We start from the raw sequence: 13,080 nt of genomic DNA, 5'->3' as shown, positions 1-13,080 counted from the left end.
TGTCTTTGGCGTCGGTTGCGCGGTCTTTGACGTCGGTGGCTGCGTATTGGCCTTCGGTTTTGACGTTTTGGGCGGCGTCGGTGGCGGTGGCCTTGACGTTTTCCATGGCTTCCTGGGCGGGTTCCTTGAGGTCCTGGGCCATGGTTTTGGCGGCGTCGGTGACCTGGGTTGCCAGGGGCTGGGCTGCGGTTTTGAGTTGGTCGGCGGCTTCGCGTTCTTTGTCGCTGGCCGGGATCAGGGAGGAGATCAGCATGCCGGCGCCGAAGGCGATGAGGCCGGCGGCCAGGGGGTTGCCGGCGGTTTTGGCTTTGACCTGGTCCGGGGCGTGGGAGACGGCCTGGCCGGCGTCGGAGAGTTTGGCGGAGACGGTGTCTGTGGCCTGGTGCAGGTTGTCTCCTGCGGTGTGCATGGCGTTGGTGGTGTGCCCGGCTCCGGTGGCGGTGGTGTCGTGGACTTTGGTGCCGGCGGTGTCTGCTGCTCCCATGATTTTCTCCTTCACCCCGGTCACGGCGTCGCGGACCTTGTCGGTTTGGCGGTGGACGATGTTGGACGGGGTGACTTTGTCGGCCACGGCGTCCACGTTGGTGCCCAGGCGTGCCCGGGTGGCTTCTATGTCTGCGCGGATGACGTCAGGGTTGTCGCTCATCGGTTTACCTCACCTGGTTTTAGGGTTGGGGGAATTTCTGAGAGGGTTTCGCCGGTTTGGGGCAGGCCCTTGATCTGTTTGAGTTCCTTGCGGCCGGTGGAGGCCAGGACGGCGGCGATGATGGCCCAGATCACGGCGACGATCAGCGCGGCCCAGCCCAGGGCCATGATGGCGCCCAGGGCCCACATCAGGGCCAGGGAGAGGAAGAGCAGGACGAAGTGTCCGCCGATCCCGGCGCCGGCGAGCATGCCGGCGCCTTTGCCTGCGCGGGAGGTGGATTGTTTGAGTTCGGCTGATGGCGCCCAGGGCCCACATCAGGGCCAGGGAGAGGAAGAGCAGGACGAAGTGTCCGCCGATCCCGGCGCCGGCGAGCATGCCGGCGCCTTTGCCTGCGCGGGAGGTGGATTGTTTGAGTTCGGCCTTGGCCAGTTCCACTTCCTGGCGCATCAGGGTGGACAAGTCACGGGTGACGTCCCCGAGGAGGTCGCCGAGTGAGGCGTTGTCCGCTTTCACATGCGCCGCGCTGGGCGGCGGCTCCGGAATCTGGCTACTCATCACAGACCACCCGTGCCGTGCCGGCCGGTGCCCGGGGTACCTTCAGTGCCGAACGTCCCGTCGCCGGAGTACACGCCGTTTTCGGCGCGGTAGGGGTCGTCCTCGAAGCGGAGCGGAGTCTCTTCGGGTGTTCCCGAAGGCAGGGTGCTGGTGGACACCGGGGTGGCACTGCCCACTACCGGCTCAGCAAAGAGGTCGTCGGTGCCTGCGGCATAAACGGTCTCCTGGCGAAGCGGCGCTGCCGGGGCTGGCTGCGCGGCGCGGTGCTGGCCTGAACCCTGGGCCGCATTGGAACCTGCAGCCTGTCCCGATGTTTCGGGTGCACCTGCGGTGAGGCCGCGGGTGAGGCGTCCGGCGAGGACGCCGGCGCCGGCTGCGAGGAGCAGGAAGGTTCCGGGGCGGTTGCGGGCGAACCGCTGGACCTCGTTCAGGAGGTCGCCCGGCTCCCGGTTTTCCAGCCAGGTGGCCATGGAGGAAGTGCGCTCTGCCGCCTGGCGGACCAGGTCGCCGGCCATGCCCTGCTGGTCCGGGGCATTGGCCATGCTGTGCAGCTGGGTGGAGATGTTGCGGATGCCTTCCGCGGCCTTCTGCTGCTGGGTGCCCGCCTGGCTGGTGAGGCCGGACTTTGCCTGGTGCAGCAGGTCCTGTGCATTGGCCTTCGCCTCATGCGCCACGTTCGCGGCTTCTTCCTTCGCCGTCTGGGCCACTCCCTGTGCGGCGGATGCGGCCTCGCCGGCAACGTTGGATGCCTGCTCCCTGGCTGCCTGGGTCTTGGAGGTGTCACCCGGAGTGGTGGGGTAGGAGGCCTGCCGGGGAGCTGCCTCCGTTGCGCCGTACGGATCGGCGATGACCGGATCGTTGGCGGTGTGCGGGGTCTGGGGCCATTGGTTCTCTGTCATCTTCGCTCTCTTTCAGAAAGGGTTAGCTGGCGATCAAGAACCAGCAATGCTGGCGAGTTAGTAAGCAAGGTTACTAATTAGATACTAAGCACACTTCCCATTTGGATTGCAAGGGGCAGTGCTGCAGTTTCGAAGTCCCGGGGCGCCCGGCGAGGGGGTTGAGTGGCCGCCGGATAGTAAGCCTACTTGCGAATATGTTGCTAAGCATGCTTATTGTAGTGGTGTAGCGACGCAGGGTGACCAGCACTTCGCCACCTACAGGAAGGCCGCGGCCGATGACCAGCAATCTCGATCCCGACGCCCGGAGCAGCTACCGCCTGATCACTTTGGCGGCCCGGCTCATCCAGCGGCGCCAGGACGATGCACTGGCCCCCCTTGGCCTCACCCGTGCCGCAGTTATTGCACTGGAAGGCCTGACGGGGGGCCCACTGAACCAGGAACAGCTTGCCGATGCGATCAGGGTCCAGAGCCAAACACTGGGCCGCGTCCTGACCCGGCTTGAGGGCACAGGACTCATCACCAGGACCCGGCACGCCTCGGACCGCCGCCAGCTGAAAGTGGAGCTGACGGACGCCGGCGTTGCCGCCGTCGAAGCGGCGCGCCAAGCGGAGGTCAACGCCTATCCGGACGATCCGGACATCGGGTGGAAGGAACTCCGGGAGGAACTCACCAAGTTTGTCCGTGCCGTCCCACTCAACCGCGATAGCGGCGTGGTTCCGTTTGCCCCGCCGGAACACCGGGCCGGACACCGTCCCCAGACCGGGCGGGCAGCCGGAATCCGTGGCTGGGAACAGCCACACCAGAACTGACAGGGCCACGGGCGTCTTGCCATGCCCCGTGCGTGGGGTTGGGCAGCACCGGACAGGCACGCCGGACAGGCAGCAGGGCTTACGACGACGGGACGTCCGGTCCCGAGGACCAGCGCAGCAGTGCCGCGATATGCACGCCCTTGGGCAGGACCGGTCCGGGAACCAGGAGAACGCGGGCGTCGGTGAGGGCGGCTGCGCGAAGCAGCGCCGCCGGGGCCGGCACTTCTCCCAGGATGCGGGCAGCCAGGGCTTCTTCCCGGGCTGTGGCAACCCACGGTTCGGCGTCCAGGGCCAGCAGGGTCCGTCCGGACAGGGCGGCATCATCAAAGATCAGGACGTCCGCTTGTGCCTGCTGGAGTGCATGCACCACCGCTCCGATGCCATGGGCTGCCTCGGGATTGGCCTGGCCCTCCTGGACGGCCAGCCTGTCCATGACAGCCTGCTGCTCCTCCGCCCACAACTCAGCAACGTGCTGGTTGACGTGGTCCTCCAGGTTCGCGCTGCCAGCCCCGGCGGTATGGGTGTGGGACTCCACCTCCGACACCAAAGCCCTGCCGGCTTCGGAGAGGTTGTCCTTGACCAGGCCCCGGGCACGGATGTCGCCGGCGAGCACGATGAGCCGGGCGCCGCTGGCACTGGCCACCCTGTCGATTTCGCCTGCCACTTCGTCCGCGTTACGGCGCCAGACGTCTTCGGTGTGGTGCTGGAACCGCAGTTCAGACCAACCCCCGCCATGGAATTTGTGCACGTGTTCGGATTCGCCCTCCACGTCCTGTACGAGGGCGGGAATCCTGGCTCCGGCCCGGTACAGCCGGATTTCACCGTGCTCCCGGCTTACTTCCGCCACAACGTAGGCAAGGTCTTCGGGCCGGTGCTTGACCAGCGGCAGCAGGTCCGGGACGGGCTCCACTGCGAGCCGCTCCGGCATGACGGGATCGCCGGGAAGCACCTCATTGACTAGGGCCTTCCCTGCGTGGACCAGGACGAAGCGTGCCACGGGGGAGGGGATCCCGGCGGCCGGCTGGAGGGCCTGCTCCATTGCCTCGACATCGGCGGAGGTTGCCCCCTGTGCTTCAAGCCGGGCGCGGGTATTTCCGGCCCTGACATCACCGGCTTCAAGGGTGTCCACTGTTCCGGTTCCCGCGTCCACGTAGGCCGTGCACCACGGGCCGGGAGTGCGGTAGAGATCGGCATATTTCTGCAGGTTCGTGGTCATTTTTCCTCCCCCCTGATGCGTGGGGCCGAGGTGGTTTTGCCGCGTTCTGCCATGACGATCTCCTTCGCGCGTGGCGTACTGCCACAGGCTTACCGGTTCGTCATATCACCGTAGCAGCGGTGATCCGGGCGCTGAAGGGCCTTCCGGCCCCTTGCCGGTCAGCCGCGGCAGGCGTCCTGCAGGGCCCGGACTGAGTCTGCCGGCACCTGGTCCCCGGCCTCCGCAATCCGGCCCAGCGGCGTCGTGATCTCTGCAGGAACCCCTGCCGTCCGCGCGGCCGACACCAAGCCCGCCAAAGCCTGGCGGTCTTCGGCACTGACCAGGCCGTCCTGGACCACTGCGCAGATTTGCCGGTTGACTTCCTGCGCGGCGGCCGAGGCCGCCCTGGAGGCGGCGTCGCTTGCCGCGGTGCCTGCGGCTTCCCCCACGGCGCCGCACCCCGTCAGCAGCAGGGCGGCGGCAAGGGCAGTGGCGGCGGCGGGGCGAAGAGTCATGCCTCCAGCGTACCGGCGGCCTCTACCGGCGTGCCGGTACCCCGAGGATGCTGTCCAGCAGGGCGTTGCGGAACTTGGCCTCCGGGTCATGCCCGGCCGCAAAGGCACGGAAATCGGCGAACCGCGGGTACAGCGCCTCCCAGTCATAGCCCTCCGGCGTGAACAGCTTGCCCCAGTGGGGGCGGGCACCAAAGGGCCGCAGGGCTTCCTCAAGGACGGGGAGGAAGCCCTCCACCTCAGGCTGCAGCGGTTTCCACGTGAAGTGCAGCGCCGCGCTTTGCTGCCGGTAGAACGGGCTGAGCCAGAATTCGTCGGCGGCGCCGGTGCGGATTTCCGAGACGAACAGCAGCGGAGCCAGATCTTCGGCCAGCGCGCGGACTGCCTGGAGGGCGGCGGGGGCGTGCTCCAGGGGAAGGATGAACTCGCTCTGGAGTTCGTCTCCGTTGCTTGGGGTGAACTCGTGCCGGAAGTGCGGGAGCCGGTCCAGCCACAGCCCGGGTTCGTCCAACTGCGCCGTGCAGTTCTCCGCTGACATGTCCGGCAGGGGGTGCCTGGGATGCAGCGCGGCGGTTGCCCCGAAGAGGTTTGGAAGCGGCTCCTCCCCGTCGAGCGCTTTGAGCCATACCTGGTTGATGCTGCTGCCCGCGTAGTCCGTAAAGAGGCTCACGCTGTAGGCGCTGGACACGATGCCGGCGAAATCTCCCAGGGCGTTGTCCCACGGCAGGTCCTCCAGAACCCGCTGGCGCATCCTGAAGCTGGGCCGCACCGCCAGTTCCAGCCCGGTGACAATGCCCAGGGCCCCGATGCCCACCACGCTTGCCAGGAACTCGTCACCGTCCTCCCGGGTCAGCGTGACCTGCTCTCCGGAGGCCCGGACCAGGTCGATGGATTCCACGGCACCGGCGAGGGCCGGGTTGTTCACACCGGACCCGTGCGTGCCGGTCTGCACCGCGCCTGCCACCGAGATGTGCGGCAGCGAGGCAAGGTTGTGGATGGCGACGCCGGCATCCTCAAGCGTCCGGCAGAGCGCCCCGTAACTCACGCCGCCGCTGACGCGCACTGTTCCACGGCCGGAATCCAGCTCCACCTGCTGCGGCAGCGCATCGAGCAGCACGTGCACACCGTCGGTGTCTCCCACCCGGTTGAACGAGTGCCGGGACCCCAGGGCCTTGATCCGCGGCGAAGCGGCCACGATGGATGCCAGTTCCGCTACTGATTCCGGCCGACTGACATCCGCGGAGGAGTATTCGAGGTTTCCTGCCCAGTTCTTCATCGAGTGGCTTTCGCTTGGCGTCGGTTTCCTCCCACTGTCAGCGCTAACAATCGAGCCTGTCAAGGCGCTTCCGCTGTGTGGGCGGGGATGTCCCGTGGCCGTGATCCGCCTGCCCGCGGGCCGCCCGGGGGCAGTACCGCAGGCAGGCGGACACCAACGCCGTCCAGTCAGGAGCTTCTTTCGTTGCGGGGTGTGGTGGTGCGGGGCGGGGCCATGCGGCGGCTCCCGGTTGCTTCGATGGCTGCGGCCAGCCGGAGCAGCCCGGTATCGCTGTAGGCTTTGCCGGCGATGGTAAGGCCCACCGGCATGGCGATGTCCGCCGCGGTGCCCATGGGAACTGTGACCGTGGGGATGCCAAGGTGCCGGGGGACCAGGTTCCCGTTGGCCACCCATACGCCGTTGCGCCAGGCGGCGTCCGCCGAGGCCGGGTTGGTGTCCGCGTCCGCCGGGGCAACATCGGCCGCCGCCGGGAACACCACGGCGTCCAGGCCCAGCCGGTCCATCCATTCCTCCAGGTCCACCCGCCGGGTTTCCTCCAGCCCTGCCAGGCCCGCGGGCAGGTGCGGAATGTCGGCCAGGACGGGCACGCCGTGCCCGCGGATCCAGCCGGGATAGTCGCTGATGTCGTCATCGAAGCCGTCGTAGCGGTCCGGAAGCGCCCCGTCCGGGGCCGGGAAGATGGCGGAACCGTCGACGTCGGCAAGGCGGTTCAGTTGCGGGTCCCCGTTGGCCTCCAGGAAGTCATTCCACGCCCAGGCCGGCAGGTCCACGATTTCCCGCCGCAGGTATTGCGGGGAGACCAGCCCCCGGGTGGCGATGGTGGGCGCGCCGGCCCGGTCCCCTTCGTAGTTGGAGACCACGGGGAAGTCCACCTCCAGCACGTCGGCGCCTGCGGCTTCGAGGTCGCGGCGGGCCGCGTTCCACAGATCCATGATGGATGCGCGGGTTTCGATCCGCTGCCCTGTCGGCCCGCCGATGCCTGGCGCTTCGGCAGTGCCGGCTTCCGGGTCCGCGTTGATGTACATCCGGGGCACGCCCAGCCGCTTCCCGGCGAGTACCCCTGCCGCCGCGGTAGCGTCCGGAACGGCGAGGTCAAGGTACGACACCGGCCGGACGGTGGATGCCTTGGGCACCGGGATCCAGGGCTGGACACGCCAGAAGTCGCCGCGTGGCTCGGCGTCGTCCGCCACCACCACGTCCAGGACCTCCAGCAGGTCCGTCATAGTGCGGGTATGCGGAACCACGACATCCATGGTGGGCACCAGGGGCCAGTTCCCACGCACGGAGATGACGCCGCGGGAGGGTGTATAGGCGCACAGGGCATTGTTCGACGCCGGCGCCCGGCCTGAGGACCACGTCTCCTCCGCCAGTCCGAAGGCTGCGAAGCTGGCCGCAGTGGCCGTGCCGGAACCGTTGGATGACCCGGAGGCAAAGGCGGCCGGGAGGAAATCGGCGTTGTAAGGGCTCTCCGCCCGCCCATATACTCCGCGTTGCATACCTCCGTTGGCCATGGGCGGCATGTTGGTCAGTCCGATCAGGACGGCGCCCCCGGCCCGCAGCCGTTCGATGGTGAAGGCGTCGCGCTGTGCCACCAGGTCCTTGAACGCGGGTGAACCGGCAGCCACGGTAAGGCCTTTGACCTGATAGCTGTCCTTTGCGGTGTAGGGGATGCCGTCCAGGGGGCCGAGCGTGAACCCGGCGGCACGGCGGCGGTCCGACTCCTGCGCCTCGGCGATGGCCTTCGGGTTCATCACGACGAGCGAGTTCAAACATATTCCTGATGAGTCATACTTCTCAACGCGCGCCAGATAGAGGCGGACCAGGTCTTCGGAAGTGACCACACCCGCATCAAGGGCTGCCCGGAGCTGGCCGATGCCGGCCTCCACCACGTCGAAAGTCCCCGCAGCGGCCAACTGTTGAGTGGCCTGTGCCTGCTTCATGCTGCATCGCCTTCGCGCCGGGCCGGCTGCTGCTGGGTGATGCAGTGGATGCCGCCGCCGAAGGCGAAGATGTCCCGGGCATCCACCAGTTCCACCGTGCGTCCGGGGTAGGCGCGCTCCAGGATGCCGGCGGCGATGGTGTCGTTGGGATCGTCGAAGCCGCAGAGCACCACCACCTTGTTGGCTACGTAGTGGTTGATGTAGGACCAGTCCACCCAGCCCTCTTCATCCCTGAGTGTGGTGGGGGCTGGAACGTCGATGATGCGCAGCGGCCGGCCCTGGGCGTCCAGCTGCCCGGCAAGGACTGCCTTCAGCTGCAGATAGACGGCGTGGTCCGGGTGGGCGGGATCATCCTGGCGGTGGAGCAGGATGGTTCCCGGGCCGGCAAAGGCGGCCACGATGTCCACATGGCCGCGGGTGCCGAACTCGTCATAGTCCCGGGTGAGCCCGCGGGGAAGCCAGATGGCCTTGGTGGTGCCCAGGGCTGCATGGATTTCTGCCTCGACGGACTCTTTGGTGGCGCCGGGGTTTCGGCCGGGATCGAGCTGCACCGTTTCGGTCAGCAGCACCGTGCCCTCACCGTCCACATGGAATCCGCCGCCTTCGTTCACCAGGGAGCTTCGCCTGACTGGCACATTGGTGCCGGCTGCCACGCTCCGGGCTACGTCCTGGTCCTTGGCCCAGGCAGCCCAGTCCTGTGCGCCCCAGCCATTGAAGATCCAGTCAACCGCGGCGAGTGAACCGTCTGCCGCATGAACGAACGTGGGGCCGCTGTCCCGCAGCCAGGCGTCGTCCAGCGGAACGGCCAGAACGTCGATGCCCTGGCCGAGCCATTCCCGCGCGGCGGTGGCATCGCGCGGATCGGCGACGACCGTAACGGGCTCGTACCTTGCGATGGTCCGGGCCACCTTGGTCCAGGCGGCCCGCGCACGGTCCAGGGTGGAGCTTCCCACCGGCCCGAAGGTCTCGTTTGGCGGCGGAAAGGCCATCCAGGTCCGCTGGTGGGCGTCCCACTCGGCGGGCATGCGGGACGCGGTACTGACGGCCGCGTGGCCAGGGGCGGCGCTGCCACCGACTGCTGTCGAATAAATGAATGCCATTCATTTATTATGGGGACGGTGCCGTCCGCACGCAAGGGTTTTTCAAACCTGGCGAGTAGTGTTCCGGTCGACGGCCGCCAGGATGGCGCGTGCCAATTGCTCCGGTTTGGTGAACTGCGGCCAGTGCCCGGTGGGCAGGTCGATGTACTCGACGTCCCGGACCTTGGCCAGTTCCGCGACGAACGGGTGCCCGGCCGCGATCCATTCCCGGATCATGGCGGACGGGAACTCGCAGGCGATCACGGTGGCGGGGACCTCGTAGCGGCGTTCGTCATGCAGTTGCTGCTTGCCGTACGCCACGCCCCGGGGCTCCGGAATGGCGCGGTCACGGAAGGCCTGGCGAAGGCCGGCATCGAGATCCACCAGGTCGGCATCGTCAAAGTCCTCCCAGAGAGGCAGGGGGACGTCATCCCCAACGGCCGGCAACTCGTCATTGATGACACCGCCTTCACCGAGCGGTCCGCTGTCCACGTACACGGCACGCGCCACCTTGTCCGGCCGCGCATCCACCGCGCCGTGGATGATGGCACCGCCACCGGAATGGCCCACCAGGACCACCTTGCCGGGGAGGCCGTCCAGGACCTCCACCACCGCGTCGATGTGGTCCTGCAGATTGATGCCCGACCTGGCGGCGTCCACGGATTCCTTCCCCGGGAGGGTGAGGGGGTGGGTCCGGTGCCCTGCTGCCTCCAGGGCAGGGGTCACCTCCTCCCAGGATGAGGCGTCCAACCAGAAACCGGGAACCAGGATGATGTCCATGACCGAACCCTACTCCCCGCCCCCACGCCGGAATACGGTCCTACCGCTTCGGCTTACGGTCCTTCCCCGCGGTCCGGCCTTGGCGTTCCATGGCCTCGCGTTCCGCCCAGCGCTGCGATTTTCCGGCGGACACCACCTTCTGGTGCCACTCCCGGTGGTAGGCGCGCTGGGCGGCGACGTCGGAGCGGCGGGCCAGCGCGGCCAGTTCGCGCTGCATCTTCAGGTACGAGTTCCAGCGCCGTTCCTCCAGGACGCCGCCGTCAATCGCTTCCCGCACCGCGCAGCCGGGCTCACCGCCGTGGCCGCAGTCCGCGAAGCGGCAGCCGGCGGCCAGTTCCTCCACATCGCCGAACATCCCGCCCAGGCCTTCGCCGGCGTCGAACAACCCGAAACCCCGTACACCGGGCGTGTCCATCAGCACCGTGCCGTTGGACAGGGGTACCAGCTCCCGGGCGGTGGTGGTGTGCTTGCCCTTGAAATCCCCGGACCGCACCTCCCCGGTCTGCTGGACCTCGCGGCCCACCAGCGCATTGATCAAGGTGGATTTTCCCGCGCCGGACGGACCCAGGAGCACGATGGTGCCGCCGGGCTGGATGCGGGACATCAGTTCGTCGACCCCGTCGCCGTTTTCGGCGGATGTGGTGACCACCTCCACGCCCGCTGCCTGCAGGATGACTTTCCCGACGACGTCGTCAGCCACATCAGCCAGGTCCGCCTTGGTGATGATCACCAGCGGGGTGGCGCCGGAGTCCCACGCGGCAACGAGGGTGCGTTCCAGCCGGTTGTGCGTGAGCGGCCGGTCAACGGGCACCACCACCCCCACGGTGTCCATGTTCGCGGCCAGGACCTGTTCCCCGGAGGAATCCTCGAACGCGCGTTTGCGGCTGAGCTCCGAGCGGCGGGGAAGGACTGCCAGGATCTGGCGGTTACCGGCCCGGTTGGGGCCGATCCAGACCCAGTCGCCGGTGACGGCGGGCTCTCCGGCCAACGGATACGGCAGGTGGAGCAGGCCGTCCCCGGCGGCGACCAGCAGCAGGGTGCGGTCGACGCGGACCACCCGTCCGCGTTCCGTGGCGCCGGGGCAGGGGTTCTGGTGGAAGTGGCGGGCGACGGCGGGGGTGTAGCCGTAAGCGCCGGGGCCGTCGGTTGGTTGGTTGGTACTTGGGGTGTTGTCCAGGGGGTTGCCTGAAGAATTGTGCACTGTGGTTTCCTTGCGGGGTCCCCGGTGCAACAGCGCTGCTGCGGACAGCTGCCGACAGGTCAGGCGGGTGCAGCCGGGAGGATGGATGATGTGGTGGGTGCGGAGCGCGCTGGGCGCGCGGCAACTGCAGTCATCAAAACCACCTCCATTCCCTCGCGGGTTCACCGTCTTCCTGCCGGGGACGGCAGGGTGCGAACGGTCCCACTCTAGCGCCCGTCGCCGTCGGGGGCCATGGTTGAATGCTGCCTGCTAAGGGCGGCCAGCGTAGTGCCCTCGCTCCCGGTAGCGCATCACCGCCTCGGCGTTGCCGCACCGCGCCGAGCAATAGGCGCGCCGTCCGCCGCGGCTGGTGTCGGCAAAAACCTTCGGGCAGCCGTCCCTGGCACAGGTACCCAGCCGTCCACCCGCAGCCTCCGTGATGAAGATGGCCAGGCCGCCGGCCGTGAGGGCACGCACGCGTTCCACCAGGCTGTCGCTGGTTTCAGCAAAGTGAAGGTGCGGGCCCAGTCCGTCGTGGACCGTCAGGAAGACCCGCTTGACCCCCTGTTCCAGCAATGCGTTCACCGTGGCGCAGCGGTCCTTCTCGCTGTCCGACTCAAAGACAGCGCGCAGGCGTGTTGTCCAGTCCCGCAGGAGCGCTTCCTCGGGCGCGCCCACCTGCGGATTGTCGAAAAGGTGGGCCGCCAAAAGGTCTGCCAGCGCACCTTCGTCCCAGGCTCCGCCGCCCAGCATGTTGACGAGTTCCTCCGCGACCCGGACGCCGGACATGTTGTCATGGTTGAACTGCATAAACCCATGACACCACACTGGGCATGACGGCGGGCTGCCCCAGGGGGTCCTGCCACACCCCACGTTTTCCTGACCAGGAGCCACACCTTTGACCGCCACCGCCGAAACCGCCCGCTCCCTGCAGTCCCGGATGCGCAGTACGCTGGTGTCCGCCCAGATCTTTTCCGGGCTGGGCAATGGCTCCACGCTCGCCTTGGGTTCGATCCTGGCCGTGCAATTGTCAGGCTCCGAGGCCTGGGCAGGCTCAGTCAACACGTCCCTGACGCTGGGGACGGCAGTGACGGCCATACCGCTGGCGCAACTGGCGCTCTCCCGCGGCCGCCGTTTTGCCCTTGCCTCGGGGCTTGCCGCTGCGATTGCCGGTACCGCCCTGATGGTGGGCGCCGTGATCACGGGGCTCTTCCTCCTGCTGCTCGGGGGTGCCTTCCTGGTGGGCGTGGCTTCGGCAGTGAACCTCCAGGCCCGCTTTGCGGTGACGGACCTGGCCGAACCCGCGCACCGGGGGCGGGACCTTTCCCTGGTGGTGTGGGCCATCACCATCGGGGCAGTAGCCGGCCCCAACATGGTGGGTCCCGGCGCGCTGGTGGCCGGTTGGCTGGGGATTCCTGCCGCAGCAGGGCCGTTCCTCATCTCGGCAGCCGGCATGGTCATCGGTGCTTCGATTGTGTGGGTCTTCCTCCGGCCCGACCCGCTGCTGACCCGCCGCACCATGGATGGTCCTGATTCCGGTGACGGTGTTCGGCGCCGGGGCGCCCTGCAGGCCGGATGGCAGATCGTACGGGAGAACCGCACCACCCGCGGGGCAGTGGTGGCGGTGGTGGCTGCCCATGCGGTGATGGTGGCGGTGATGTCGATGACCCCGCTGCACATGCAGCACCAGGCAGGCGCGGCCGCGGGCCACCCGGACACCATCGCGCTGATCGGGCTGACCATCTCCCTGCACATTGCCGGAATGTACGCCCTGTCACCGCTGGTGGGGTGGCTTACGGACAGGATGGGCCCCGCGCGGATGGTGTTGGCGGGCCTGGCAACCCTTATGGCTGCGGTGGCGGTGACGGGATTGGCGCCGGAGTATCCGGCGGCCGTGACCACCGGGCTGGTCCTGCTGGGTTTGGGCTGGTCCGCCACCACCGTGGCCGGATCCACGCTGCTCGTCGCTGCCTTGGCACCCTCCCAGCGGATCCCCGCCCAGGGTTTTTCGGATGCCGCCATGTCCCTCGCGGCAGCGCTGGGCAGCGCGGCCGCAGGGCCGGTCATGGGCATGACCGGGTATTCGGGAATCAGCGCCGCCGCCGCGGTCCTGGTGGCCGCGGCGGCGGTAGCCCTGCTGCGGCTTCCGGAACTGGGCCGCTGAGCGAGGGAAACCCGATCCCTGGATCCGCCCCCATCACCACCGCAT

The 13,080-nt window shown here is 68.0% G+C and carries 12 protein-coding genes and 2 pseudogenes; 2 read left to right on the top strand and 12 right to left on the bottom strand.

Annotation, left to right across the window (positions count from 1 at the left end):
• The 4 genes and pseudogenes from BACI349Y_RS19695 to BACI349Y_RS19680 all read right to left on the bottom strand — a co-directional run.
• Positions 1-646 (bottom strand): DUF3618 domain-containing protein (locus BACI349Y_RS19695; RefSeq protein WP_159634939.1); only part of this gene is annotated, 646 nt, incomplete at its 3' end.
• A pseudogene (locus BACI349Y_RS20415) lies at positions 643-939 on the bottom strand (phage holin family protein); the annotation flags it as partial. The pseudogene BACI349Y_RS20415 and the gene BACI349Y_RS19695, both read right to left, overlap by 4 nt.
• Before the next feature lie 127 nt (positions 940-1,066).
• Positions 1,067-1,201: pseudogene (locus BACI349Y_RS20565) on the bottom strand (phage holin family protein); the annotation flags it as partial.
• A complete protein-coding gene (locus BACI349Y_RS19680) occupies positions 1,201-2,100 on the bottom strand; it encodes a hypothetical protein (RefSeq protein WP_159634936.1) in 900 nt (299 codons plus the stop codon). The gene BACI349Y_RS19680 and the pseudogene BACI349Y_RS20565, both read right to left, overlap by 1 nt.
• Before the next feature lie 275 nt (positions 2,101-2,375).
• Between BACI349Y_RS19680 and BACI349Y_RS19675 the strand changes: the two genes are divergently transcribed.
• Positions 2,376-2,909, top strand: coding sequence for a MarR family winged helix-turn-helix transcriptional regulator (locus BACI349Y_RS19675; RefSeq protein ID WP_159634933.1), 534 nt, complete (start codon positions 2,376-2,378; stop codon positions 2,907-2,909).
• A gap of 79 nt (positions 2,910-2,988) precedes the next feature.
• On the opposite strand, the gene BACI349Y_RS19670 is transcribed toward BACI349Y_RS19675, so the two are convergent.
• The 8 genes from BACI349Y_RS19670 to BACI349Y_RS19635 form a co-directional block, all read right to left on the bottom strand.
• Positions 2,989-4,125, bottom strand: coding sequence for a baeRF2 domain-containing protein (locus BACI349Y_RS19670; protein ID WP_159634930.1), 1,137 nt, complete (start codon positions 4,123-4,125; stop codon positions 2,989-2,991).
• Positions 4,126-4,283: 158 nt separating this feature from the next.
• The gene (locus BACI349Y_RS19665; RefSeq protein WP_159634927.1) at positions 4,284-4,619 is read right to left on the bottom strand and encodes a hypothetical protein; all 336 of its coding nucleotides are present in this window, start codon (positions 4,617-4,619) and stop codon (positions 4,284-4,286) included.
• A 22-nt stretch (positions 4,620-4,641) separates the two neighbouring features.
• A complete protein-coding gene (locus BACI349Y_RS19660) occupies positions 4,642-5,892 on the bottom strand; it encodes a D-arabinono-1,4-lactone oxidase (RefSeq protein ID WP_159634924.1) in 1,251 nt (416 codons plus the stop codon).
• Between the two features lie 167 nt (positions 5,893-6,059).
• Positions 6,060-7,832: an amidase gene (locus tag BACI349Y_RS19655; protein WP_159634921.1), complete on the bottom strand. Its 1,773-nt coding sequence runs from the start codon at positions 7,830-7,832 to the stop codon at positions 6,060-6,062.
• Positions 7,829-8,932, bottom strand: a complete 1,104-nt coding sequence (locus BACI349Y_RS19650) for an agmatine deiminase family protein (protein WP_159634918.1) — start codon at positions 8,930-8,932, stop codon at positions 7,829-7,831. The genes BACI349Y_RS19655 and BACI349Y_RS19650 overlap by 4 nt, the downstream gene beginning before the upstream one ends.
• Positions 8,933-8,974: 42 nt before the next feature.
• A complete protein-coding gene (locus BACI349Y_RS19645) occupies positions 8,975-9,691 on the bottom strand; it encodes an alpha/beta fold hydrolase (RefSeq protein WP_159634915.1) in 717 nt (238 codons plus the stop codon).
• A gap of 40 nt (positions 9,692-9,731) precedes the next feature.
• The gene (gene rsgA, locus BACI349Y_RS19640) at positions 9,732-10,892 is read right to left on the bottom strand and encodes a ribosome small subunit-dependent GTPase A (protein WP_159634912.1); all 1,161 of its coding nucleotides are present in this window, start codon (positions 10,890-10,892) and stop codon (positions 9,732-9,734) included.
• 249 nt (positions 10,893-11,141) lie between these two features.
• Positions 11,142-11,681, bottom strand: coding sequence for a CGNR zinc finger domain-containing protein (locus BACI349Y_RS19635; protein ID WP_159634909.1), 540 nt, complete (start codon positions 11,679-11,681; stop codon positions 11,142-11,144).
• Between the two features lie 88 nt (positions 11,682-11,769).
• Here BACI349Y_RS19635 and BACI349Y_RS19630 point away from each other — a divergent pair, with 88 nt between their 5' ends.
• The gene (locus BACI349Y_RS19630; RefSeq protein WP_236560943.1) at positions 11,770-13,035 is read left to right on the top strand and encodes an MFS transporter; all 1,266 of its coding nucleotides are present in this window, start codon (positions 11,770-11,772) and stop codon (positions 13,033-13,035) included.
• Positions 13,036-13,080: the final 45 nt, after the last annotated feature.

This window comes from Arthrobacter sp. 8AJ (genome assembly GCF_902506025.1).
Lineage (GTDB): Bacteria > Actinomycetota > Actinomycetes > Actinomycetales > Micrococcaceae > Arthrobacter.
Note: the sequence above shows the minus strand (reverse complement) of the source record. Positions and strands in the feature narration are given on the sequence as shown.